General features: G+C 35.7%; 48 protein-coding genes. 45 read left to right on the forward strand and 3 right to left on the reverse strand.

The window, feature by feature from the left end; all coding sequences use genetic code 11:
- Nucleotides 1–27: 27 nt before the first annotated feature.
- Nucleotides 28–366 (reverse strand): helix-turn-helix domain-containing protein, encoded by a 339-nt coding sequence (locus AC5LWL_RS09515; RefSeq protein WP_493434090.1) that lies wholly within the window; start codon nt 364–366, stop codon nt 28–30.
- Between the two features lie 207 nt (nt 367–573).
- Here AC5LWL_RS09515 and AC5LWL_RS09520 point away from each other — a divergent pair, with 207 nt between their 5' ends.
- The 21 genes from AC5LWL_RS09520 to AC5LWL_RS09620 all read left to right on the forward strand — a co-directional run bounded on the left by AC5LWL_RS09520 (nt 574) and on the right by AC5LWL_RS09620 (nt 8185).
- Nucleotides 574–765, forward strand: a complete 192-nt coding sequence (locus tag AC5LWL_RS09520) for a helix-turn-helix transcriptional regulator (protein WP_493434091.1) — start codon at nt 574–576, stop codon at nt 763–765.
- Nucleotides 766–800: 35 nt separating this feature from the next.
- Nucleotides 801–986: a helix-turn-helix domain-containing protein gene (locus AC5LWL_RS09525; RefSeq protein ID WP_493434092.1), complete on the forward strand. Its 186-nt coding sequence runs from the start codon at nt 801–803 to the stop codon at nt 984–986.
- 1 nt (nt 987) lies between these two features.
- Nucleotides 988–1407 (forward strand): HNH endonuclease, encoded by a 420-nt coding sequence (locus AC5LWL_RS09530; RefSeq protein WP_493434093.1) that lies wholly within the window; start codon nt 988–990, stop codon nt 1405–1407.
- Nucleotides 1408–1420: 13 nt separating this feature from the next.
- A complete protein-coding gene (locus AC5LWL_RS09535; RefSeq protein WP_493434094.1) occupies nt 1421–1552 on the forward strand; it encodes a hypothetical protein in 132 nt (43 codons plus the stop codon).
- Nucleotide 1553: 1 nt separating this feature from the next.
- A complete protein-coding gene (locus tag AC5LWL_RS09540) occupies nt 1554–1841 on the forward strand; it encodes a hypothetical protein (protein WP_493434095.1) in 288 nt (95 codons plus the stop codon).
- Nucleotides 1828–2034 (forward strand): hypothetical protein, encoded by a 207-nt coding sequence (locus tag AC5LWL_RS09545; protein ID WP_493434096.1) that lies wholly within the window; start codon nt 1828–1830, stop codon nt 2032–2034. Before AC5LWL_RS09540 ends, AC5LWL_RS09545 begins: the two co-directional genes overlap by 14 nt.
- Complete coding sequence (locus tag AC5LWL_RS09550) at nt 2031–2606, forward strand: host-nuclease inhibitor Gam family protein (RefSeq protein ID WP_493434097.1); 576 nt, start codon at nt 2031–2033, stop codon at nt 2604–2606. Before AC5LWL_RS09545 ends, AC5LWL_RS09550 begins: the two co-directional genes overlap by 4 nt.
- 76 nt (nt 2607–2682) lie before the next feature.
- Nucleotides 2683–3360 (forward strand): ERF family protein, encoded by a 678-nt coding sequence (locus AC5LWL_RS09555; RefSeq protein ID WP_493434098.1) that lies wholly within the window; start codon nt 2683–2685, stop codon nt 3358–3360.
- A gap of 8 nt (nt 3361–3368) precedes the next feature.
- Nucleotides 3369–3551: a hypothetical protein gene (locus tag AC5LWL_RS09560; RefSeq protein ID WP_493436698.1), complete on the forward strand. Its 183-nt coding sequence runs from the start codon at nt 3369–3371 to the stop codon at nt 3549–3551.
- Nucleotides 3552–3590: 39 nt separating this feature from the next.
- Nucleotides 3591–3749 carry a hypothetical protein gene (locus AC5LWL_RS09565; RefSeq protein ID WP_493434099.1) on the forward strand — a complete coding sequence of 53 codons (159 nt, stop codon included), beginning with the start codon at nt 3591–3593 and terminating at the stop codon, nt 3747–3749.
- Nucleotides 3746–4042 carry an IDEAL domain-containing protein gene (locus AC5LWL_RS09570; RefSeq protein WP_493434100.1) on the forward strand — a complete coding sequence of 99 codons (297 nt, stop codon included), beginning with the start codon at nt 3746–3748 and terminating at the stop codon, nt 4040–4042. The genes AC5LWL_RS09565 and AC5LWL_RS09570 overlap by 4 nt, the downstream gene beginning before the upstream one ends.
- Nucleotides 4035–4412, forward strand: coding sequence for a zinc-finger-containing protein (locus AC5LWL_RS09575; protein ID WP_493434101.1), 378 nt, complete (start codon nt 4035–4037; stop codon nt 4410–4412). The genes AC5LWL_RS09570 and AC5LWL_RS09575 overlap by 8 nt, the downstream gene beginning before the upstream one ends.
- A 41-nt stretch (nt 4413–4453) precedes the next feature.
- Complete coding sequence (locus tag AC5LWL_RS09580; RefSeq protein WP_493434102.1) at nt 4454–5116, forward strand: hypothetical protein; 663 nt, start codon at nt 4454–4456, stop codon at nt 5114–5116.
- 75 nt (nt 5117–5191) lie between these two features.
- Nucleotides 5192–5611 (forward strand): SAM-dependent methyltransferase, encoded by a 420-nt coding sequence (locus AC5LWL_RS09585; RefSeq protein ID WP_493436581.1) that lies wholly within the window; start codon nt 5192–5194, stop codon nt 5609–5611.
- On the forward strand, nt 5587–5922 hold the full coding sequence (locus AC5LWL_RS09590; protein ID WP_493434103.1) for a hypothetical protein: 336 nt from the start codon (nt 5587–5589) through the stop codon (nt 5920–5922). Before AC5LWL_RS09585 ends, AC5LWL_RS09590 begins: the two co-directional genes overlap by 25 nt.
- A 380-nt stretch (nt 5923–6302) precedes the next feature.
- On the forward strand, nt 6303–6674 hold the full coding sequence (locus tag AC5LWL_RS09595) for a hypothetical protein (protein WP_493434104.1): 372 nt from the start codon (nt 6303–6305) through the stop codon (nt 6672–6674).
- A gap of 47 nt (nt 6675–6721) precedes the next feature.
- The gene (locus AC5LWL_RS09600; RefSeq protein WP_493434105.1) at nt 6722–6886 is read left to right on the forward strand and encodes a hypothetical protein; all 165 of its coding nucleotides are present in this window, start codon (nt 6722–6724) and stop codon (nt 6884–6886) included.
- Between the two features lie 121 nt (nt 6887–7007).
- Complete coding sequence (locus tag AC5LWL_RS09605) at nt 7008–7382, forward strand: hypothetical protein (RefSeq protein WP_493434106.1); 375 nt, start codon at nt 7008–7010, stop codon at nt 7380–7382.
- Entirely contained in the window at nt 7383–7622 is a 240-nt protein-coding gene (locus AC5LWL_RS09610) for an ASCH/PUA domain-containing protein (protein ID WP_493434107.1), read from the forward strand.
- 47 nt (nt 7623–7669) lie between these two features.
- Nucleotides 7670–7813: a DUF1256 domain-containing protein gene (locus AC5LWL_RS09615; protein WP_493436582.1), complete on the forward strand. Its 144-nt coding sequence runs from the start codon at nt 7670–7672 to the stop codon at nt 7811–7813.
- A 111-nt stretch (nt 7814–7924) separates the two neighbouring features.
- On the forward strand, nt 7925–8185 hold the full coding sequence (locus AC5LWL_RS09620; RefSeq protein WP_493434108.1) for a hypothetical protein: 261 nt from the start codon (nt 7925–7927) through the stop codon (nt 8183–8185).
- Nucleotides 8186–8208: 23 nt separating this feature from the next.
- On the opposite strand, the gene AC5LWL_RS09625 is transcribed toward AC5LWL_RS09620, so the two are convergent.
- Together AC5LWL_RS09625 and AC5LWL_RS09630 are read right to left on the reverse strand one after the other, a co-directional pair.
- Complete coding sequence (locus AC5LWL_RS09625) at nt 8209–8412, reverse strand: hypothetical protein (protein WP_493434109.1); 204 nt, start codon at nt 8410–8412, stop codon at nt 8209–8211.
- A gap of 66 nt (nt 8413–8478) precedes the next feature.
- Nucleotides 8479–8709, reverse strand: a complete 231-nt coding sequence (locus tag AC5LWL_RS09630; protein WP_493434110.1) for a helix-turn-helix domain-containing protein — start codon at nt 8707–8709, stop codon at nt 8479–8481.
- A 204-nt stretch (nt 8710–8913) separates the two neighbouring features.
- On the opposite strand from AC5LWL_RS09630, the gene AC5LWL_RS09635 reads away from it, so the two are divergent.
- From AC5LWL_RS09635 to AC5LWL_RS09750, 24 genes are all read left to right on the forward strand, one after another.
- Nucleotides 8914–9132 carry a helix-turn-helix domain-containing protein gene (locus AC5LWL_RS09635; protein WP_493434111.1) on the forward strand — a complete coding sequence of 73 codons (219 nt, stop codon included), beginning with the start codon at nt 8914–8916 and terminating at the stop codon, nt 9130–9132.
- Between the two features lie 87 nt (nt 9133–9219).
- On the forward strand, nt 9220–9954 hold the full coding sequence (locus AC5LWL_RS09640; RefSeq protein ID WP_493434112.1) for a BRO family protein: 735 nt from the start codon (nt 9220–9222) through the stop codon (nt 9952–9954).
- 129 nt (nt 9955–10083) lie between these two features.
- Nucleotides 10084–10815 (forward strand): DUF4373 domain-containing protein, encoded by a 732-nt coding sequence (locus AC5LWL_RS09645; RefSeq protein ID WP_493434113.1) that lies wholly within the window; start codon nt 10084–10086, stop codon nt 10813–10815.
- The gene (locus tag AC5LWL_RS09650) at nt 10784–11569 is read left to right on the forward strand and encodes a DnaA ATPase domain-containing protein (protein WP_493434114.1); all 786 of its coding nucleotides are present in this window, start codon (nt 10784–10786) and stop codon (nt 11567–11569) included. The genes AC5LWL_RS09645 and AC5LWL_RS09650 overlap by 32 nt, the downstream gene beginning before the upstream one ends.
- Nucleotides 11566–11877 carry a hypothetical protein gene (locus AC5LWL_RS09655; protein WP_493434115.1) on the forward strand — a complete coding sequence of 104 codons (312 nt, stop codon included), beginning with the start codon at nt 11566–11568 and terminating at the stop codon, nt 11875–11877. The genes AC5LWL_RS09650 and AC5LWL_RS09655 overlap by 4 nt, the downstream gene beginning before the upstream one ends.
- On the forward strand, nt 11878–12213 hold the full coding sequence (locus AC5LWL_RS09660; RefSeq protein ID WP_493434116.1) for a hypothetical protein: 336 nt from the start codon (nt 11878–11880) through the stop codon (nt 12211–12213).
- A complete protein-coding gene (locus AC5LWL_RS09665; RefSeq protein WP_493434117.1) occupies nt 12213–13064 on the forward strand; it encodes a zinc-finger domain-containing protein in 852 nt (283 codons plus the stop codon). Before AC5LWL_RS09660 ends, AC5LWL_RS09665 begins: the two co-directional genes overlap by 1 nt.
- The gene (locus tag AC5LWL_RS09670; protein ID WP_493434118.1) at nt 13055–13555 is read left to right on the forward strand and encodes an HNH endonuclease; all 501 of its coding nucleotides are present in this window, start codon (nt 13055–13057) and stop codon (nt 13553–13555) included. The genes AC5LWL_RS09665 and AC5LWL_RS09670 overlap by 10 nt, the downstream gene beginning before the upstream one ends.
- The gene (locus AC5LWL_RS09675; RefSeq protein WP_493434119.1) at nt 13542–14117 is read left to right on the forward strand and encodes an HNH endonuclease; all 576 of its coding nucleotides are present in this window, start codon (nt 13542–13544) and stop codon (nt 14115–14117) included. Before AC5LWL_RS09670 ends, AC5LWL_RS09675 begins: the two co-directional genes overlap by 14 nt.
- Nucleotides 14110–14280, forward strand: a complete 171-nt coding sequence (locus AC5LWL_RS09680; RefSeq protein ID WP_493434120.1) for a hypothetical protein — start codon at nt 14110–14112, stop codon at nt 14278–14280. The genes AC5LWL_RS09675 and AC5LWL_RS09680 overlap by 8 nt, the downstream gene beginning before the upstream one ends.
- A 74-nt stretch (nt 14281–14354) precedes the next feature.
- On the forward strand, nt 14355–14537 hold the full coding sequence (locus tag AC5LWL_RS09685) for a hypothetical protein (protein ID WP_493434121.1): 183 nt from the start codon (nt 14355–14357) through the stop codon (nt 14535–14537).
- Nucleotides 14534–14989: a single-stranded DNA-binding protein gene (ssb, locus tag AC5LWL_RS09690; RefSeq protein ID WP_493434122.1), complete on the forward strand. Its 456-nt coding sequence runs from the start codon at nt 14534–14536 to the stop codon at nt 14987–14989. Before AC5LWL_RS09685 ends, ssb begins: the two co-directional genes overlap by 4 nt.
- A gap of 120 nt (nt 14990–15109) precedes the next feature.
- The gene (locus tag AC5LWL_RS09695; protein ID WP_493434123.1) at nt 15110–15472 is read left to right on the forward strand and encodes a nucleoside triphosphate pyrophosphohydrolase family protein; all 363 of its coding nucleotides are present in this window, start codon (nt 15110–15112) and stop codon (nt 15470–15472) included.
- A gap of 126 nt (nt 15473–15598) precedes the next feature.
- Entirely contained in the window at nt 15599–15976 is a 378-nt protein-coding gene (locus AC5LWL_RS09700) for a DUF1064 domain-containing protein (RefSeq protein ID WP_493436583.1), read from the forward strand.
- Nucleotides 15973–16461, forward strand: a complete 489-nt coding sequence (locus AC5LWL_RS09705; RefSeq protein WP_493434124.1) for a hypothetical protein — start codon at nt 15973–15975, stop codon at nt 16459–16461. Before AC5LWL_RS09700 ends, AC5LWL_RS09705 begins: the two co-directional genes overlap by 4 nt.
- Nucleotides 16462–16839 (forward strand): sigma-70 family RNA polymerase sigma factor, encoded by a 378-nt coding sequence (locus AC5LWL_RS09710; RefSeq protein ID WP_493434125.1) that lies wholly within the window; start codon nt 16462–16464, stop codon nt 16837–16839.
- A gap of 284 nt (nt 16840–17123) precedes the next feature.
- Complete coding sequence (locus AC5LWL_RS09715) at nt 17124–17336, forward strand: hypothetical protein (RefSeq protein ID WP_493434126.1); 213 nt, start codon at nt 17124–17126, stop codon at nt 17334–17336.
- Nucleotides 17337–17352: 16 nt separating this feature from the next.
- A complete protein-coding gene (locus AC5LWL_RS09720) occupies nt 17353–17835 on the forward strand; it encodes a hypothetical protein (protein ID WP_493434127.1) in 483 nt (160 codons plus the stop codon).
- A gap of 35 nt (nt 17836–17870) precedes the next feature.
- Nucleotides 17871–18254 (forward strand): terminase small subunit, encoded by a 384-nt coding sequence (locus tag AC5LWL_RS09725; protein ID WP_493434128.1) that lies wholly within the window; start codon nt 17871–17873, stop codon nt 18252–18254.
- Nucleotides 18251–19684 (forward strand): phage terminase large subunit, encoded by a 1434-nt coding sequence (locus AC5LWL_RS09730; RefSeq protein ID WP_493434129.1) that lies wholly within the window; start codon nt 18251–18253, stop codon nt 19682–19684. Before AC5LWL_RS09725 ends, AC5LWL_RS09730 begins: the two co-directional genes overlap by 4 nt.
- Nucleotides 19684–19956: a DUF2829 domain-containing protein gene (locus AC5LWL_RS09735; protein ID WP_493434130.1), complete on the forward strand. Its 273-nt coding sequence runs from the start codon at nt 19684–19686 to the stop codon at nt 19954–19956. Before AC5LWL_RS09730 ends, AC5LWL_RS09735 begins: the two co-directional genes overlap by 1 nt.
- A 28-nt stretch (nt 19957–19984) precedes the next feature.
- Nucleotides 19985–20218: a hypothetical protein gene (locus AC5LWL_RS09740; protein ID WP_493434131.1), complete on the forward strand. Its 234-nt coding sequence runs from the start codon at nt 19985–19987 to the stop codon at nt 20216–20218.
- Nucleotides 20219–20223: 5 nt separating this feature from the next.
- Nucleotides 20224–20460 (forward strand): hypothetical protein, encoded by a 237-nt coding sequence (locus AC5LWL_RS09745; RefSeq protein ID WP_493434132.1) that lies wholly within the window; start codon nt 20224–20226, stop codon nt 20458–20460.
- 210 nt (nt 20461–20670) lie between these two features.
- A complete protein-coding gene (locus AC5LWL_RS09750) occupies nt 20671–22434 on the forward strand; it encodes a portal protein (RefSeq protein ID WP_493434133.1) in 1764 nt (587 codons plus the stop codon).
- Nucleotides 22435–22486: the final 52 nt, after the last annotated feature.

Consider the following 22486-nt stretch of genomic DNA (forward strand, 5'->3'; position numbering starts at 1 on the left):
ATATGAACGCTTATATATCAAGGGATTTTACTCACTAATTTTTGTCATATTTTTGACTATTTCAGCCCATTGCTTGACTTGTTCTGGAGTAATCCCTTCTTTTTCTAATTGTTCACCTAAAACCATCCATTCGCCGCCAGCATCTTTTATTTCTTGAGGTACATCTTTTTTGTTATCGATTAAATCACCAATATCTACTTCTAAAACGTTTGCAATCTTAACCAACATTTCAAGACTTGGTTTTGCTGCTTCATTTTCGAGTTTAGATATAAACGACTTGGTGACATCTACTTTTTCACCTAGTTGTTCTTGGTTTAATTTCATTAATTTTCTATATTTTTTAATATTTTCTCCATAACCCTTCACAATAACACCACCTTGAATACAAAATAACTCATTTATATTATGCCTTAAAACTTATGTAAATTGAATGGTTTATCAACATTTTATAAACCGCACTCAAATTAATTCGAATTATTTTCTATAAACTTGTTGACTAATAATTCAACTTAAATGTATAATGAAATAGAAGTTGAGTGATAATGAAACTAAACAGAAAGTGAGGTGGAATTATTGGTCAACAACATTAGAGATATCAGAATAAAAAGAGGATTAACTCAAAAGGAATTTGCTTCCATGTTAAATATTTCCTACGATTATTTGAATAAACTTGAAAGGGGGAAAAAAACTCCAAGTCTAACTTTAGCTGTAAGAATGGCTAGATCATTGGATTGTAAACTAGATGATATTTTTTTTATCGATTAAGTTGAATTATAAGTAAACTTTGAGGGGGTAGTTGAATGGAAAAAAAAGATTTTCCGTTAATGATGACAGCTAATGAAATTTCGCAAATTTTAGGTGTTAGCAAACGAGTAGCATATGAAATCATGGATGAGAAAGATTTTCCGTTAATTCGTGTAAGAAGAACTAAACGTGTTAACCGTGATGATTTCTTTAAATGGTTAGATAAAAAGAAGGTGTCCTAAATTGCCAGTTTCTCACATGCATTTATTTGAAAGAGTAAAAGGAAATAAAATCAGATATGAGATTTTGGAAAGAGATAATTACCAATGTGTATTATGTGGCAGCACTGAAGAATTAGAAGTTCATCATATGTTAGCACTTTACTTAGGAGGGAAATCAGTCACAGATAATTTAATAACTTTATGTTCATTCTGTCATCTATATGCACCAGAGACAGGAACAGAAGCAAATAAAAGGTATCTAAAGCAAAGAAATAAAGTTGCTTATGAACAATTAATGCAAATTCCTGATTTAAACGCAATGGTTGTTGTTGCTTGTGTTGAATTCATCAAATCAAGGTTCAATGAATATATCGAGAAAGGATTCATAAACAAGGAGCAAGCAGAAGAAATACTTTTTTATGAATCAGAAAAATTATTTTGAGGAGTGAGTATAGGTGAAAGTGACAATTATTAAAGGTCCGATGTTTGAGAAGGCAGAAAAGAAAGCTCACGCTTTATTGTATCAGATCATCAGACAAAAAATGATTGAAGATGAAATGAAAAAATCCCAAAAGGAGGATAAGTAATATGAACAAACAAAAATTCATGGAGTTTGTATCTAAAGCTTATGACAAAGGTTTTTACATCACAATAGCTGATTACTCTCCTCAGACAACAAAAGCAGAAGCAATGGAAGTAGCTGCAGAGTTAAGTGAAGTTTTAGAACTTCCAGTTCACAAAGAAGATTATAAATCCACTCATTCTTACGAAGTGGGTAGCGTTAACGAAAAAATCAGAGGGCATTTCTTTTATGGTCCAGTTAATTTTCTTGATGAAGATGTCGATCTGAGTGGCGGTGAGGATGTTGCAGTCTGAAATATTCTCTTATATCAATGCTCGTTATGAAAATGACGGTGTCCTCGTTGATGCAGATGAAGTGTACGAATCGTTTCAGACTGATTTTGATAATGGTGTCCCAATCACACTAATTGATGAAGTTATGGAAGATTTCTTATCTATCCATTCTATAGAAAATATCCAAATTAAATGGGAGGGTAAAATCGCATGAAAAATTTAGAAACAGTGTTAGAAGAATTAGAAGTATTGGAGCAAGTGGAGGAACAAAAGAATTTCATCGTTAACAACTTGGATTCTGCAACAGAAGCAAGCAGACGCATCGCTTATTTCGAAGAAAAGAAACAGGAGATCGACGCAATCATCGAAAACCAAGTTGCTCCTTTTCTTGCAAAAATCGAAAAAATCAAAGAGTGGGGGGAGGAAGCCAAGAAAGAGTTTATTGATAAGCAATCGTATTACACCACTACATTAGAAGTGTATTTACGTGAAGAAGTTGCTCAACAAGAAGAAGCTGGTAAGAAAGCGAAGAAATCAATCAAACTCCCTTATGGAAAAATCTCATTAAAGAAACAGCAGCCGGAGTTTAAAAAGGATGAAGATACATTACTGGAGTTCGCTATCAGTCAAGGATATGCAAAAAACAAATGGTCAACAGAATGGGCAGAGTTGAAGAAACAATGTGTTGTCCATGAAGGTAAATTGGTGTTCAAAGATACTGGAGAATTTGTTCCTGGTGTAGAAGTTGTGGAGAAAGATGAAAAATTCGAGTTCAAACTAACATAAGGCAAATAAGTACGCCAACTTATTTGCCCCATTGGAAAATATGTCACGGTAATTATAACACAAGGAGATGGATAGTGTGTCTGAAACTAATAAATCTTTAGTAAAAAAATTATCCGAAGTAATGCGCCAAGTTAAATACATCGAGAAAAAGGGTTTTAATAAATTCCATAAATATAAATATGCTACTGAATCCGATGTTGCGGAAAAGGTTCGTGAAGTCCTTGCTGATCAAAACGTCATGATGGTACCTAATTTACTGAATCATACTACCAGAGAACATACAACAGCTGCAGGGAAAACGGAATACATTGTATCAGTTGATATGGAGTTTAATTTCTATGATGGAGATAGCGGGGAACATATTGCATTTCGTATGAGTGGAGACGGTCAGGATGCTGGAGACAAAGCAATTTACAAAGCCATTACAGGTGCTCAAAAGTATGCCCTTATGAAAGTATTTATGATTCCAACTGGAGACGATCCAGAAGCTGATAGCGGCACTGACGATAAAAATGAATCTCCTAATTCAAACAATAATCAATCACCTAGCAAAAATGCTCCTATGGCTTCTGATAAGCAATTGAATTTCGTTAATAAGCTTCTAAAAGATGTTTCAACTGCCAAAAACATTACAGAAGATGAAGCTTATAAAACGCTGAAAAAACATATGAAAAAAGATATGGAATGGTTTACTGCCGATGATGCCAGCGACGCAATACAACTTCTATCTAATTCATTAAAAAAAGGAGCTTAATTGCTCCTTTGACAACTATGGAGACAAAGGAAGGTGAGAAATTGATTAAATTCATTAAACGACTTATCTGTAAGTACAGAGGTCATGATTGGGAGACTTATACCATTAGTACAGGTTATTGGAGTAACGATATTGAACAATCAGGATACTGCAAACGTTGTAAATTGGATACTCATGGCGAGTATGAGTAATGTCGCCATACGATCATTAAACGAAACAGGAGTGGTTGCATGGAAGCTGTCAAATACAAGCAGCCAGAAGCTACATACATCGAAGAACAGGAAGAATGTATCTTATTGGAGGATAAACATTGGATATGGCCCGTAATCTTTTGGGCTGTATTCCTTATCATAACGATTCTAATGGGGATGGGGGTTGTTGAAGGATGAAAAAAGGCGATTCTGTTACTGATTTTAACGGTCATTCCTATTTTATACACGATATTAATGGCCCTTTAGTAAAAATAGCTCATTACTTCAAATACAAAGTAAAAGGCATCTATGAATTTAAAATTGATTTGGCCTATAGAATGGATTTAATCCAAGCAGATTTGGAAGGATACAGCGAGGAAGAGATCAATTTCCTTATCAATCTAGCATTAGATACAAACGATAAGGAATGGTTCCAGGAGCTTATGAGAAAGCGAGAATCATTGAAAGGTAAGGAAATAATGAATGAGTAATCAAATCATAGTAATCTGTCCATATTGTAACACTCCGAGTATTTTTATGAGCAGCAAAGAATTTTATGCAAACGATTATAAAACTAATTTATACGTATGCAGTCCATGTGATGCTTATGTCGGAACACATGGAAACACCAGACAACCATTAGGAACCTTGGCTAATAGGAATCTCCGTGAAATGAGAAAAAGAGCTCATTCTTTATTTGATCCATTATGGAAAAAGAGAAAAATGAGTCGTTCAGCAGCCTATAGTTGGATGCAACAAGTAATGGATTTACCACCTGAGAAAGCACATATAGGTATGTTTAACATAGAGCAATGCGAGAAGTTAATAAGCCTTGTGAAGCAATATAGAAATATCAAGTAATCAAAATTTGTATTGCGTTTCATTAAAAAGGGGGATTTAAAGTGATTAATAAAAATCTGGAATTTGAATTTGTCCATAAAGATTTATATGGAGTAGCGATAGAAGTAGTTAAAAAATTTGTTGGAGATGGTCTTTCTCGTCCTATTCTTAGCTATGCATTACACACCAAAGAAGGCGATATATTAGCAACAAATTCACACAAAGCAATTCATATTAGGGAGATACATGGATTTAATGAAGATTACCTAGTAAACCCTAAAAATTACATGTTTGCAAAAGGAACTTATCCGGATCTCTACAATGTAATTGGAAGTGATTCACATAAAAAATCAATTACATTAAATAAAGAACAAATAAAATTATGGCTCCAACTTTTTAAGTCTATTAACAATACTCTAAAAATGATGAAAAGCAATATTATAAACAAAGCTGTAAAAATGAGTTTTTTAGAAAACTCTGTGACTATTGAAGTCATGGTTGATTCGGAAAACAGCTTTAAAACGATATTGCCGACTACAGAATTAGTTAAACCTGATTTCGATAAGATTACCTTTTCAGTTGAGATGATGAGGGATGCACTAGAGGCGCATTTTAAGTTAAACTCCGAGCTGATTAATATATATTTCCATGGTCAAATGAGACCAATAATCATGAATGATGAATCTATTGTTAAGACAATAATTTTGCCAGTAAGAACTTATTAACACAAGAATTATTAAGTTTCATAGAAAGGAGGGAAAGACTTGCAACGTATTTTAGATGCATGCTGCGGCAGTCGGATGTTCTGGTTCGACAAGCAGCATGAAGATGTTGTGTACATGGATAATCGCCAATTAAGCGACACGTTATGTGATGGAAGACAGTTAATTGTAGCGCCAGATATAATTGCAGATTTTAGAAATATGCCATTTGAAGATAACTCCTTTTATCTCGTCGTATTCGATCCACCACATTTATTAAAGGCTGGCGAAGATTCTTGGTTGGCCAAAAAGTACGGAAAACTTGGCCAAGATTGGCAGAGAGATATTGCAGCTGGATTTAATGAATGCATGCGAGTGCTTAAACCGAATGGAACACTTATTTTTAAGTGGAATGAGGATCAAATAAGATTACCAGCAATCCTTAAAGCTATTGATGCAAAACCGTTGTTTGGAAATCGCAGAAGCAAAACGCATTGGCTAGTATTTATGAAAAATTAAGTTTCATAGGCGGTGAACAAATGTATAACAGCCAGGTACACCTATTCGCACCGACATTGGAGCAACTGATTGAAGAACTGATCAGTGAGCGAGTCGAAAAGTATTTCATCGAAAGAACAATCAAGCTCGGAGATACACCTTTCCATTACTGCAAAGTGCTTACGAAAAACCATGTGTATGACGTATCAGTAACAGAAGGTTATGAGCATGAATCGGAAGTTAACCACGTTGTTAGTAGAAAAAATTTGAGTAAAAGGTTTATAAAAGGATATTTCAACGATTGGAAACTAAAGAGTAAAGGAGTCAACTAAAGAGGTGAGTAAGACAATAATCAAGGATTTACGTCGTATTGAATTTTTTACAAGAAAATCAAAGGAGCTGGAGGCGATCCATCCATCCAAGATGGACGCTCGCTGGCGCAGGCGCTGTATCCGGTTGATGAATTATAAGGCTGCTATGCATAAGTGGATTAAGTGATAGTAGACAACTTATATAAGGAGTTGGAGTAATGAAATGTTATTACTGCCATCAAGTATGTGAAGGTTTAGTTTTTGAGCAGGGGAATTTTTCTATTGTTGCTCATAGAGATTGCGCAGTTAAGAAGCTAGAAAAAGATTGCGATTTAATTATACGAAGTAAATAGATAGTGCGTAGTAGATAACTATTATGCGTTGGAAAGGGAGAGACGAATATGAAAACAGAACACGAAATTCAACAAAATAACATTACGGAATTGCTAAAATTGATTGACCAGAATCCCGAATTGCCAATTGTGCCTATGGTTGATGGTCAACTTTGCGGTGATGATTGGAGTTACTATATGGGCAAGTGGGGACAGGCGGAAATTGACGAAGTTTACCAGGGAGATGAACGAGTTTACTTTAAATCTTCCGATGAAGAAGAGTTAATTGGAGAACGTGGAGAGTTTATTTTTGATAACGAATATCCAAGCCGAAAATCCTTAACTGATGAAGAAGAAAAAATAGTCGAAAAGAAGGCTGAAGAATACGTAGAAAGTCTTCCTTGGAAAAAAGTCATAGTAGTTTCAATTGAATTACCATAATGGATAGTACGAAACTTATGCGTGACATAAAAGAAGGAGATATTTGTATGGGTTTTATTATCAAGTGTACTAATTGTGGGCAATTATCAGAATTAGAAGACGGGTTTTTCAAAAAGGCAAATGAAATCCAAGTTTATGATTCTGGTGAATTTTTAGTATCGATTAAGTGTACTGGATGTGGGAATGAAGTTGTTAGTAATTATGAAGAATAATTTGCATTACGAAAATATGGCCCGAGATTTGTCCGATTCTTGGGCCGAACTGGACCGAGAAAACAATTCGTAAACTGGGAAACAAAATGATAGTTCTGTTGATTAAGAAAGGGTGGAGAACATGGAGATTACAGTAAATGAACAACCTCAACGTTTTTATTTAGCTATTAATAATAAATGGGAGCCTGCAGTTGGTCATGAAATTAAAGTGGGGGAATACAGATTTTGCGCTATACCATTGAGCAATAGGATTAACATTTCGGAAGTGACGTCTGGTGCAAGGGTGCTAAATATTCCGATGACTTTAGAAATTACAATGGCAACAGCATCAAAAGAGGGTTCAGTTAAGTTTTTTTATAAAGTCGGCGAATCGTTAAAGCGAATTATTGGGCGTGCATTTGATTTTAATGAACAACTTGCAAATATGAAGAAAACAGCATTTGAACGTTTGGGTGAAATGCCACCAATTGAAAATGTTGATGTGGAGGCGATCTGATTGGCTAATAAGGTCCACAAATTAAAGTTATGGCCAGAATACTTTGCTGCTGTTGCAGATGGTACAAAGCCATTTGAAATCAGAAAAAATGACCGTGATTTTCAAGTAGACGATACATTGTTATTACAAGAATTTTTACCAGAAAGACAAGCGTTCACTGGTAGGTTCGTATCGAAGAAAATTATCTACATTACAGATTTTGCTCAGCAGGACGGCTATGTTGTTATGGGGATTAAATAAGGGAGGGATCATTAAGGCCAGGTACAGGGGTTAGAAAAGTTTTACCTATAGTAGGAGACATTCACATAACTGGCATAGTCAATGTAAGTGGATATATGGAGTTCTTAGTATTGCAGAGTACTAAACTATCGCTGGTACTTAAAATGGCAAATAGCATTGTTCTAGCGGTGGAGGAAGTGTTAAGAGAATGATTGTTTATTCTTGCAAGGAATGTGATCAAATACAGATTGATTACAAGGTCATACCTAAATTAAAGTGTCCCTGCTGTGGCAAATACATGGATGCGGAAGAGGAGGAATAAGGTGAGTTTTATTTTTGAAAAGCATTATACAGAGAAGTTCGAAGTTACACTTGTATGGAAAAATTTCATGAGTTATAAAGCATTCAGTAGCGTTAGAAAGGATAAACCAAAATGCGAATTATGTAATTCTTCATTCAATGAAAGTCATACAGTACATTTAGCTTTTGTTAAAGGAAAGGCTAATAAATTAATTTGTACCAATTGTGCAGATAAAGCAGTAGCTGGTGGAGCTGAAGAAAGAGTGAGAGAAAAATTTGTTTAACAAAAAAAGAGGATGCACGAATATTATCCTTGCATCCTCCCCGGATCACGTTGTTTCTTTTTCTCAACAAGTTCTAAATATCTAAGACCATAACGGACAAGTTCATCAACAGCTATGCTGCGGTTATTCTTTCTTTTGTTAAAACGGTAATCTTCTACCAAATTTAATGTATCAGGGTTCCAGGATATAGTAGTAGTCGGTTTAGATGAATCAATTCTTACATGCATATTTGTGTACACTCCTTTTATTTTGGATTTACGTAATACGGTAATAAGTTATTGCAATGGTTTTGTTTAATCGGTTTCATCTACTAGAACGAAAAGATCACCAATATCACATTCAAGAATTTCGCAAATGGCAGCAATTGTATCGTAATGGATTTGGTTATTATCGTTCTTGTGTAATCGATCTAAAGTTTTTCGTGCAGTAGGGTGGCCGGCGTTTTTTAACATACGTTCTAGCTCAGCGATAGAGCGAATTTCCCTTTCTGCCATCAAAATAGCTAATCTATTTTTTACTTTCATGATATATAACATCCTTTCACTTTTTTATACTTTGTTATTATATATACTTAACAATATACTAAAAAGTTTCATTTTATGTCAATTAAATTTTACCAAATTATGAAGATATGATAGGATGTGTTAATTTTTGCTTGTCAAAATTGGTAAGAAGTTATAATATTATTATATGAAGTTATAATATTTGCCTTCGGGGGAGGTGATTCGATGAAGGTGAAACATCAATTAAAAGTTCTTATGGCGAAGCACAACATCAATTCGGTAAAGGAATTAAGCAGGCAAACAGGGATATTTTATGGAACCTTACTTAACTTCTATCATCAACGCTACGAAGCTTTTAATGCACCGTTGATTGCTACATTATGTGAGTTTTTCGGATGCAGGATTCAAGATTTACTTGTTTTAGAAAAAGAAAAAGTTTCTTAAAAGGAGATGATATTGCGAAAGGTTTGGTGGAAGTTCACTTCAAGAACCTTTACATTAGTGTTATCAAAATGAATTGGAGGAAAGTGAATGGATCAATTGCAAAAGGTTTTCAATTATGGACAAAGTCTTATTCGTACAGTCATAAAGGATAATGAGGTCTGGTTTGTTGCAAAGGATATTTGTGAAGTATTAGAAATTAATAATCCCAGTCAAGCTCTTTCAAGGTTAGATGAGGATGAAAAGAATACCATCATTTTAAATGAGGGTATTGGTAACCCAGAAAAATCTATAGTTAATGAATCTGGATTATATAGTCTAATACTTGGAAGTCGAAAAACTGAAGCGAAAGTCTTTAAGAGATGGGTAACTCATGATGTTCTTCCTACAATACGAAAGACTGGTGGTTATGTAGCAAATGATGATTTATTCGTGGATACTTATCTAAAACATGCGGATGAATCCACAAAACTTTTATTTAAAGTTACTCTTGAAACTGTCAGAAAACAAAATGAAGAAATAGCTGTTATGTCACCAAAAGCAGAATATTTCGATGCTCTTGTTGATCGCAATCTTTTAACTAACTTTAGAGATACTGCTAAAGAACTACATGTAAAACAAGGTTTTTTTATAAATTGGCTTCTTGATAATAAGTATGTTTATCGAGATCAAAGAAAGAAATTAAAACCATATATGCAATATGTTCCAAATCTCTTTGAATTAAAAGATTGGGAGAAAAACGGAAAAGCGGATGCACAAACACTTATTACTCCTAAAGGGAAAGAAACATTTCGTTTGCTACTCCAAGAAAAGAAAAAAGCCTAACGTTGGCAGACGTTAGACAAGTATTTCGATCAGTTTATAAATATTATGCTCTTGTAGCCCATTATATACCAAAAATACCTTGTTGGCTACAGGAGCGTACGTTCTAAATAACACATAGAAGGTGGTTTTATGGCTAGGCCTCAAAAAGAAGGATTAGACTACTTTCCTTTGGATGTTGATATAGATCAAGACGATAAGGTTGCATTAATAGAGGCGCAGCACGGAGTTACTGGCTTTGCCATTGTAATCAAACTTCTTATGAAAATATATAAGAATGGCTATTATTACAACTGGACTGAAAAGGAACAATTACTCTTTTCTAGGTCTATTAATGTAGACATTAACTCGATTAATGATGTCATAAACGATTGCTTAAAGTGGGAATTGTTTTCTAAAACTGTTTTTGAAAAACAAGCTATCCTTACATCTAAAGGCATTCAGCTTAGATATTTAGAGGCTGTTTCTAGGAGGCAGGAAGTGAAAATACCAAAAAGTCACTTACTTATTTGTGGTGATAAGGTTAATGACTACAAAAACTTAGTTATTGATAACATTAACGATGAAAATGACGACATTAATCCCCAAAGTAAAGTAAAGAAAAGAATAGTAAAGAAGAGAAAAGAAGAGAAACATAAATATGCTGAATTTGTCTCGATGCTTCCTTCAGAACATAAAAAACTTTTAGATCAATTCGGACAAGCAGGGACTGATGATCGAATTGAACGTCTGAATCTTTACAAAGGATCAACAGGCAAAAAGTATAAGAGTGATTACTTAACTATCTTGAATTGGGAACGGAAGAATTCTAACGACAAGGGAGGAAGTAAGGTTGAAACCGATCAATACTCTAATCTCTTCTAAGATTCAATTTGCAGGAGAGAGAACGTGTGAAATCTGTGGCTGTATAGTGCCTATCATCATTCGTGCAGGAAAAGAATATAGCCATTGTCTGGCTTGTGATAATAAGGTTTTAGAAAAAGAAATGGAGGATTTCCGCAAGAAGTCAGAAGCGGAAGCCTTCTTCTGGAATAACAGCCTGGTACCAAGTGATACGGAAAAGGCAGTATTTGATAATTACGAACCTAAGAACCAAACACAAGAGGATGCCTATTTTAAAGCGAAATGGTATGCGGAGCACTTTCATAAGCTGATTGCCGAAAAAGGCTTTAATTCACTCTTATTTCAAGGCTCATACGGTATAGGAAAATCTCATTTATCTCACTCGATAGCAATGCAATTGAAACAAAAACAATGCAAAGTGATCTTCGCAGACGTTCCAATGCTTATGAAGAAGATACAGAGCACATATGGAAGCTATAAAGATTCACAGATTACTATTTTTGAAAATATAGCAAAGGCTGATTTAGTTATATTAGATGATCTTGGAGCTGAGTATGTAAAAAGCAAAAATGGTGAAGAGTCATGGGCGGTAGATACGCTCTTCTCCATCATCGGTTCAAGAGTAGAAAAGCCGAACATCTTCACCACGAATTATGATGCGAACGGATTAATTAACAAATATGGAACTCATGGTGGAAGAATTGTTTCTAGAATGTTTAAAGGCACCAAATCAATCAAAATGACTGGTGACGATTATCGGGTGACTGGCTTATGATAGCAGCACAAACCGAAGAAGGAAAAGATAAAAGAGCTATTAATCAGATTGAAAAACAATATATGACGGAAGAAAGAAAAAAGGTATACATTGCCTTGGAATTAGAGAATTTTATTTGGGATAAAGAAGATGTAAAAGAGCTGGACTTGATGTATAAGAACGGAAAAAGCGACCTGGAAATAGCAGCATATTTCCAACGTCCTTGGGTTGATATACATGTATTGATATTGGATAGGTTGCTCAAAGGGAAAATCAAAGAAAGAACAAACGCAGTCTTGCTAAAGCCGGCAAAGAAAGTGGTGAGCTGAATGGATATAAAGGTGCTTAAAAAGATGGATGATCTGCTGGAACAGTGTAAATCCTGCGAAAAGAGCCAACAGTATTTCACACCGGAATTATGCGAAGGTTGCAACATCTATAAACAGTTACGGGAAATCGGTGATTCTCTTGGGAAAATTGATACAGCTAAACCAAAACCACTCAAAATAACGATTGAAGAGTTTGTTCAACATCGATATATCGGCAAGTTAAAATACAAAGAAATCGCAAGCTTGTATGGGTTGAACTATTTTCAGATTAACGGATTTTATCAACGTCACAAAAAGAAAATAAATAAGTATCTGGAAGAGAAGGGGATTAATTAATGAACCTTAAGCGGAAAGGGATACTTAATCAAATAGACCATTTAACTGATAACTATTGCGATCCGTGTCATCTGGAATTAAAAGATAAACACATTTATTGTCGCAAAGAATGCAGTGTAGGAAAGAATCTACAGAAACTTGGTCGCTGGTTGGATGAAGAGGCAAAGGAACGAAGAATACAAAATATCTTATCTAAAGGTCAAAACATAAAGAAGTCAGATATAAAAAAACTAAAAGAATACGGTGTATCAGATTCTAAAATCCAACAAGCATTAAGAAAGGGAGTTGAAGTAGTGGGGAAATCGAAAATAAATATGACGGTGGAAGAATTCGTACAATGGAAACATGTTAAAAAATTCTCATATGTGGAGATTGGTAAAAAATTCGGTGTAGGAGATGCAGCGATTCACATGTGGAAAAGCAAAAGAGCAAAAGAAATTGAAGCAGCTGTAAAGGCGCTGGATTCATGTGAAACGCAAACAGATAAGATTCCCCCTAAACAAGATAAAAAGCCTGAATATGACCATGCTATGAAGGAATTAGCTACTAAACTAACAAACAGGGAAACTGCATTAGTAGAAAAAGATAAATTGATTGCAAGTCTAAAAGCGAAAGTAGAGGAATTAGAATCTATTTCTGAAGCCTGCGGTGATGTGGAAGAAGAAACAGCTGGTTTAAGAGAAGAAGTAACTTCCTTGCAAGATTCTTTATCAAAAGAAATTGAATTAACACGCGAATTAACAGCTAGATTGGAAGAATTGACACTTAGATTAGAGCAAAAACAATCTACTCCTGATTTATATGCAGAAGAAAACAAGGCACTAAGAAACTTGGTGAGATTATGGATCTAGGATTTCATCCATATTCCAAACAACAGCAGCTGGCAGGACATCAGAAAAGTAAAGATAAACCCAAACATAAAGAAAAGCGTCCAAAGAAGAAAAAAAATCCATATTTATACAGAGGGAGAATTATCCCATCAAGAAAAGAGCGAACAAAAATTATAAAAAAAGACTATGATCGCATGATTGAAGAGTTTGGAGATTATTGTATGATGTGTGGTCATACGCCGATTTTTGCTCATCATCTAGTATTTCGGAGTCATATAGGTACAGGGAATTGGCGAAACCTAGCGCCGTTGTGTAAAAAGTGTCATGATCGAGCTCACGAGGATTTTGATTTTGCTGAGTATTTAAGACAAATGAGGTCAGAGCGCTTTGGAGAGCATTTCGGAAAAGATAAATATTCCTTGTTCATGGAAGGTCTTATACCTAATACAGATGACGGAACATATGAGACATTTATGATTAAGGAGGAAATTAAAGCTAATGGTAAAAATTAAATGTTGCTGTTGCGAAAAAGAATTTGCAGAATTTCCTTCAAGGATAAAACAGGGTAAAAGGAATTTTTGTTCACCGGAATGCTCAAAGATTTATCGTAGGCATTATAATATTCGGAAATTCGCAATTGATTATGAAGTAGACAAAAATGGTTGTTTCATTTGTACATCCCACAAACCGGGTAAACGAGGATATCCAAGGATGCATGAAAAACTAATATTTAGACACGTGTATGAGCAGATGTTTGAACCGTTAGAAAAAGGAGATTTGATTAGACATTTGTGTGATAACAAAATGTGTATTAATCCAGAGCATCTCAGAAAAGGGTCACAACTAGAAAATATGCAGGATGCTATTAGAAATGGAAAATTCAAAGTAGGTTCACATAACAAAAAAGCTAAACATGATGAGCTTGAAATATATGGCGTGAAAGTATTGATTTATTATACGGATTTAACAAATGCAGAAATTGAACACATTACAAAAATACCAAAATCAATAATATCTTCTGTTAGATCAGGTAATCATTGGAAGCATGTTAAGGTAAGTGGTTTCAATGATTAGAAGAGTGACTCAACATGGTGCCCGAACAAAGGACAATGAAGAGTTGGTAATCATTACAGTATTTGAACCAAACATAAATAAACAAGCAGTAAGGAAGCTTATACCATACAGCAAGAAGCACCAAGTACTTATACAGACGGGCGATTCTTACGAATTTAAGTAAAAATGCATAAATAAACCCATTATCCATTGTAGTAAATAGTAATAAGAACATGCAACCGAACAGGAGGAAAAAGTTTGACAAAGAAAATGGAAGATTCCAAATTAGGTACGTCATTTGTTGTTACTGGTTTAGCCAATATGGTTGAAGAGGAAGGATTAACCCCTCGTGAATCGTTTGAAATTCTGGAAGATATCAAAAGGCAAACATTTCATGCCCTTAGTGAGATGTATAGCGAGAAGTGGGGGAATAAGGCATGATGAATCGCGTTGTCCTTGTAGGGCGGTTAACAAAAGATCCAGAGCTTCGCTACACTGCAAATGGTGTAGCAGTAGGAAGTTTCACATTAGCAGTGAACCGTACTTTTACGAATCAGCAAGGTGAAAGAGAAGCAGATTTCATTAACTGTGTAGTTTGGAAAAAGGCTGCTGAAAATGTAGCTAACTTCCTGAAAAAAGGCTCCCTAGCTGGAGTAGATGGCAGAGTCCAAACTCGTAACTATGAGGGTCAGGATGGCAAACGAGTATTTGTCGTGGAAGTTGTGGCCGAATCAGTGCAGTTTTTAGATACAAGAAGCAATAACGATCAATCTGCAGATAGAAGAAATCAAAATCAATCAAACCAACAAAATAACAATCAAAGAAGATATGTGGAAGATTCGTTTGCACCAGGTGGACAAATAGATATTTCGGATGATGATTTACCATTCTAGAAGGCGGTAGGAAACCTATGAATCTTAAAAAAGCAAATTTGGGACAATTACTATTCTTGTCCCGGATCCCTAAATATAGATATGCAGCCATTAAAGAATTGGACAGGAGAGTGCCGAGAAATGAAATTAAATGAATACCAAGAAATGAGCAAAAGAACGATGCCTACAGTTGGAGACGTTATTATCCAAGATGGCTGTGAAGTAGTACTAACTGAATCACTAATAAAAGCCAATTATGCAATGGGCATATCAGGGGAAGCAGGCGAAGTTACAGATTTATTGAAAAAGCAACTCTTCCATGGGCATGCGATAGATCCTAAAAAGGTCAAAAAAGAATTAGGAGACGTAATGCATTATGCAGCTGGACTTGCTACTTTGTACGGTTTTACTTTAGAGGAAGTTACGACAGAAAACATAGATAAACTTATGAAACGTTATCCTGAAGGCTTTTCATCTGAACGGAGCGTGAACAGAGTTGAGTAGCGACGAAATGATCTCCATCCTCGATATGTTAACAGGCTATTCTTACGAATACTTAAAGAGTCTTTCTCCAGAACAACTAACCAAACTATACGAAGAAAAGACTGGTACCAAATGAGCAAATAGAAAATAGATGGTCATCAATTCGATAGCAAAATAGAAGCTAAGTATTATGAGCAGTTAAAGTGGTTAAAGGCGAATAAGCAGATTAAAAGCTTTCGCCTTCAACCAAGGTACTTGCTGCAGGATAAGTTTAAGAAGAATGGCAAGACATACAGAAAAACTGAGTATATAGCAGACTTTGAAATTATTAATTTGGACGGAAGCATAGAAGTGATTGACGTAAAAGGGGTAGTTACGCCGGTTTTCCTTTTAAAAAGAAAATTATTCGAACGGTTATACATGTGCAGATTAACAGTGCTGGTCCACAAAGTAAAATATGGTGGATTTATTGAACTGGATGAATATTACCGATTGAAAAGGAAAGAGAAGAAGGTGAATAGATGAACCAACCTATTCAGGAAGAGATTTTATCACCGCAAGAAATAAAGGTAGCAATGAAGAACGAACTTCCAAAAGGAGCTAGTCTTGCTATTACTACCCATAACGATTTATTAAAATCCATAAATGCTATGGAAGATCACTTAGATGCCCTTACACCTTTTCAAATTGCCAAATTAGAACATTATTATAACCGAGCAGAAAGAGAAGCGTGGAAGATCGCAGGCTATTATAAAAGCCAATATCAGTTTTACTTCGGAAGAGCATCAACAGAGCGTGGACAAAGTTATGTGTATGAGAGAGAAACAAACAAGCGTGCCATCAATGACTCCAACTATGCCAGCCGGATTGTAGAGGGGATTAACTTAGAAAAGTCAGGCATCTATGAAGGATACTATGTAACATGGAAAGGCATAGCGGTTAGTTATCAGGGAATGCAGAACACGTTAAAAGATATGATAAAAGCCATTGCAAAAGAGGGTGGGGAATAGATGTTAGATACCTTTATTCTATATAACGATTTATGTTTAGAAATAGAAGTGCTGCAGGAGCAATTACAACTAACGGAATCAGAAAGAGAACAATGGTGGATGGGTGGCAGGCTGTTTCACACGGTACCAATGGATAATGCTGCTGAACGATTCGATAACCTGACAATCAAGTTTGAGAAGATCAGCAGTTTATTAGAAAAGAAAACAGAAGCAAAGCGTAAGATGGAAGAAGCAATGCGTAAGTTTGAAGGGCTCCCAAGAAAGATTGCTTATATGAGGTATATACAAGGGAAAACATTAAAAGAAATATCATTGGAATTAGATTACAGTTATGACTATGTAAGAGAGGTAATGAGCAAGCTGAAAAAGGCAATGTAAAACCCACAAACTACCCACAGACTTATTGATTTATCAGTGTTATGATAGTAGTATAAAAAATTATATCTGATTGAAATGCTCACTCGCAGTATGGACTTAGTCCACTGTTTCATCGCAGGGGCGAGTGGATGAAGCAGAATAGACAAGAAGACATCCACTAGGGTGTCTTTTTTTGTTGTCTGTAAACTAGATATTAAGTAAACCTATAAGTCTTACTAAAGGGTCGCAACCTTACTTGTAGTATTAATATCTGGTTTAGAAACAACAAGCAAGGAGTTGAGTAAATGGCATTAGTAATCATAACAGTTCTCATCCTAATAACATTCGTGACATACGTAAAGCTAAGTATGGACCATCAACAAAAACTAATAAATAAAATAATCGCAGGCAGCTACAAAGAATACAAATTAGAGCAAAGAGCAGATGAAGCACATACAGCCAATATAGAGTTAGTAAAGAAACAGCAGGAAGAAGAGATAGATCCAGATTATTTATAAGGATGAGGTTGGTATCATGGATATTTCTTATAAACAAAGTGTTGAAATATTAAAAGAACCTATATTGCATGAATTCATCGGAAATGAAAAAGCGTTTGAGCTATATGTAAAAGAATGTTTACCGGAAATATTCAAAAACATGAAATTGCCGGAAATAAGAAGTATTAAACAGCAACATCAAATTAAAGTAGATGGCATTCAAATAAGGTTAGATTTAATAGTTCAGCATATAGATGAATCAATGAGCGTGATAGAAGTTAAATGTCCTAATAAGAAGCATCCAGCTACTTCGACAGTTGAACAAATGAAAGCGATAGGGCAGGTATTGTTATATAAGAGTATTATCAAAAGTGTATATGGCCACGAACCTAGATTGTTCCTTGTAGATAATAAAATACACTATAGAACGATGTTGGCTTTCAGTGAAATGAAACTGCCTATAACATTAATTGAATTGCAAAGAAATAGAGTTTTTATTCCTTATAACGTTAATAATTAAAGATTAGTTTTTTATTGGGGGCGAGGTGTTATGTAATGAACGAGCAACAAAAGAGATTTGCGGATTATTATATTCAATTAGGGAATGCGAGTGAAGCTTACCGTAAAGCTGGTTACAAAGCGAAAACAGTTAGCTCCATTACAACTAATGCGAATAGATTGCTGACAAATGCTGACATAGTAAAATACATTGAAGAAAGAAATAAACTACTTACGAGTGACAGAATAGCTGATATGGAAGAAGTAAAACAATTTTGGACTGATACTATGCGTAATGATAACAACGAGATGAAAGACCGTTTAAAGGCTTCTGAATATATATCGAAAACAAACGGAGCTTTCTTGGAGAAGGTACAGCACAGCGGCGGTTTAGATAACAGCCTTACGGTTGTATTTGATCCTGGGATGGATGATGAATGAAAATAGTCATTCCATACAAACCACAGCCAAGGCAGATTATTTATCATAAAGCTAAAGCTGATGAAATATTATACGGTGGTGCAGCTGGTGGAGGTAAGTCGGAAGCTACGATTATGGATACTCTCAAATACGGTATGAAGTATGAGGGCAGCAGACAAATTATATTCCGTCGTACATTCCCCGATTTACAGCGTTCCATTATCAGCAGAAGCTTACAAGTATATCCAAAAGAGATAGCCAAATATAATTCTTCCAAGCATGAATGGACATTGATTAACGGTTCTATCATCGAGTTAGCGTATTGGGATAATGATTCCAACTACATGAACTATCAAGGTGCAGAGTATGACGTTATCAGATGGGAAGAATTAACGCAGTTTGAAGAGAAATGGTATAAATATATGCTTTCCCGTTTGCGTGGCTCTAAGCCATATCCTAGAAGCGTGAGAAGCACTACAAACCCCGGGGGTGTTGGTCACTCGTGGGTTAAAAAGCGTTTTATTGATGTGGGACCACCTGAAACAGTACATTCCATTCCGGTTACTGACGAAAATGATAATGCTATTATGCATCCATTAACAGGGGAACCAGTAATCAATAAGGTGATGTTTATCCCTGCGACTGTACATGACAATCAAGAGTTGATTAAAAATGATCCTGGTTATCTCATTCGTTTAATGAGTCTCGATGACAAAGAACGTAAGCAGTTATTAGAAGGGGATTGGGATACATTCTCCGGACAATATTTCAGCGAGTTTACCCGTTCTATTCATGTGGTGGAGCCATTTACCATACCAAACGATTGGAAAAGGTTCTGCATGCTGGATGAAGGGTATAACGATCCTTTTGTTTGTTTATGGGGAGCGATCGATCCTGACGCAAACATTTATATATATCGTGAGTTTATTAAATCAAAGTTGCTATCAAGTGAGCAGGCAACGAAAGTAAAAGGGTTATCAGAAGGTGAGAGGATTGATTACCGGGTGGCTGATACATCTTTCTGGAACAAAGGGAAAGCAAGTGGTAAGAGTCCAGCGGAAGTATTTGCGGAACTTAGCGTTCCTTTAATTCAAGCGACAAAGGAAAGAGTCAATGGCTGGAAGCGTGTAAGAGAATGGCTGCATGTATATGACGATGTAGACCAGGTAAGCGGTGAGAAATATAAGAATGCCAAGTTGAAGATATTCAATAACTGCTTGGGATTAATCGAAGCATTACCTTCTATGATTGTAGATGAAAAGAATCCCGAAGATATAGCAGCACATTCATTAGATCATGCACCTGACGCTTTAAGGTACGGTTTAATGAGCAGGCCACATCCTAATATACCGGATAACACAGTGCCTGATGTACGACAATTTGACCACCCAAGCGAATGGGAAGATGCCACAGGCGAAACTTATTATGAAGATGATGGAGGGTATTTATAATGAAATTTGGAAAAGCGATTGAAGCAGTAAAAACAGGTGAGAAAATATTTAGACTAGGATGGAATGGAAAAGGAATGTTTGTGGTTTATCAAAAAGGCTATCCTCAAGGAATTCCATGTAATAAACAGACAGCGGAAGCGTGGGGATTGAATGAAGGGGATTTATTCAAAGTAGAACCATATCTTCAAATCAAAACAGCGCAAGGATCTCATGCTATGTGGGTACCGTCAATTGGTGACATTTTAGCAGAAGATTGGGAAGTTATTAAGTAATGTCAGAGCGGTGAAAGGGTTGATATGAATGGATTTGATTTGTTTAATCAGAGGTGCACTTTCTAGTATTAAATCGTTCTTTTGTACTGGTGATAGTACTCCTATAAGCGGTCATGTATTCGTAGTTGAAGAAATTCATGAAAATGTAACTGTAGTAATTAGTAAATGTGAAATATGTGAAAAACAAGATATTTCTTGGGGTAGAGGAAAATCAATCGAAAAGATTAAAGAATTTAATTCTCATATACACGAAAAGGTGTGACAAATATGATTAACTTTTTGGAAAAGAAAGCAGAAAAAGAAGGAGTTATCACTCCGAAGGCGATTGTTGAAGATACGTTAGAGAATATTGACAGGATAGAACAGATATTTATTGCTGTAAGAACAAAAAATGGAGAATATTTGCATGCTGTTAATACAACATGCTTTCAAGAAACATTAGGGTTAATTGAAATAAGCAAGCATAACTTTATTCAAGGATATGTAGATGAGCAAGAGGGTTAGACCGAATGAAAGGGGTGATACCCATTGATTAGTTTTAAACGTAGTGATAATGATAATTACATTTATATTGTATATAGAATAAACCGTTTCGGTGAAAAAGAGCTATGGAGAGTGTTCGGCACTTTACGGGAAGCGGCTAAATATTGTAAGAAAACAAAATGGGATAAGTTTGTTTATGACAAACACTTAGTAGGATAGGGGTGATACCCATTGGAATTAGAAAAGATAGATCCTAATCAGCAATTAGATGAGCAGAAGCTAATACAGCGGATTACAGCGCATTTTAACGAAGCTAGGATGATTAAAGCTGCAGAAGAAAAGAAATGGCGGCAGCAGGAAGATTATTATCAAGGTGATCAGTGGAAGAGTAAGCCTGCATACAAAGGGCAAATACAACCCGTTACAAATCATTGCTTTTCTATCGTAGAGAGCATTGTTCCCCAGCTGACAGATAACCGTCCACAAATAATGTGTCTGCCGCAGGAGCAAGATGACGAGCAAAGCGCAGATGTTTTGTCAGAGGTTATTGATTACATTTGGGATAGAACAGATATGGATTATAAGTTGCAGTTAAACGAACGTACACGCATTAAGCATGGTATGGCGATATACAAAGTGTTTTGGGATCCGGAAGCGATGAACAAACTTGGTGATGTAGATATTATCAATGTTCCTATCGATCAATTTTTTATCTCTCCACGTGCCAAGAGCGTACAGGATAGCGATTATGTAATCTATGCTACGCAAAAGTCTACGGAATATATTGAGAAGCGCTACAAAAAAAAGGTGCAGTCTGATAAGAAGTATGATGAAATTGCCGTATTTGACCAACAAGAAGAGACAGGCAAACAAGATAATAAAGTATTGCTTATCGAGTATTGGACGAAAGAAAACGGTCAATTAAGGCTTATAACGATTGCTGGTGAAACAGTATTAAGGGATGAGTTAGGATTTTATGACCATGGCTTATATCCGTTTGTAGCTGTACCTGCATTCCCGGTTGAAAAGAAATTCTGGGCAATGGGTGTTCTATCACAGATTATTTCCCCTCAGCAGGTGGTTAACATACTAGATCAACAGATTATAGACAATGCTCGTTTAGGTGGCAATGGAACAATCTATAATCAGATGGGTTCGGGGCTAAACTCAAATGCTGTTACTAATCTTCCTTATAAAATATTAAATGTAAATGATATTAACATGGTTAGGGTGGAACCAGGCAGAGAAATGCCAGGCTTCATCCAAAACCATTTAGAAGTGAAGAAAAGGGATGCTGAAAGTGTCAGCGGTATTCACGATGTATCCCAAGGGAAAGCACCAAGCGGAATTACGGCAGCTAGTGCTATTTTGGCGTTACAAGAAAGTGCGAACCAACGTATAAGATTACTTGGTCGTACGTTAGAAGCTGGATTAAAAGAGATTGGCGAGTTGATTATTGCTCTTGTTAAGGAGTTTTATACAGAGGATAGAACAATCCGTATTCTTGGTGATGACAAGAAAGTTACTTTTAAAACGTTCAATGCTAATAGTATTAAACGGGAACGTGAATACACTGAATTCCTTCCAGAAGGTGGACAACAAAAAGTAGTAATTGAAATAGATCCTGACTTTGATATTCGTGTGGAAGTCGGTTCATCCATGCAGTATTCAAAAGCATTCATGTATGAGCAAGCAAAAGAGTTATTCCAAATGGGTGTTATCGATGATCAAGCGCTGTTAGAAACGGTTAAATTTCCAAAAGCAGAGGACGTATTACAGCGGAAACAGCAAATGATACAGCAACAACAAATGATGGAACAACAGGCTGCTATGGCTCAACAAGGAGCAATGCCTCCTGCGCCACCACAAGAACAGCCGGTTCCAACGATGGAAGAGCTTATAGCTTCACTGTCACCAGAAGATAAGGAAATATTTGATAATGCTTCACCAGAAGAACAACGAAATATGATGCACGAAATTATGGGCCAAGGATGAGAGTTCTTTGGCCTTTTATAATACAAAAATTCGCCAACCATAGCGAAGGAGG

The organism is Niallia sp. WK069_GA_01 (assembly GCF_983173855.1).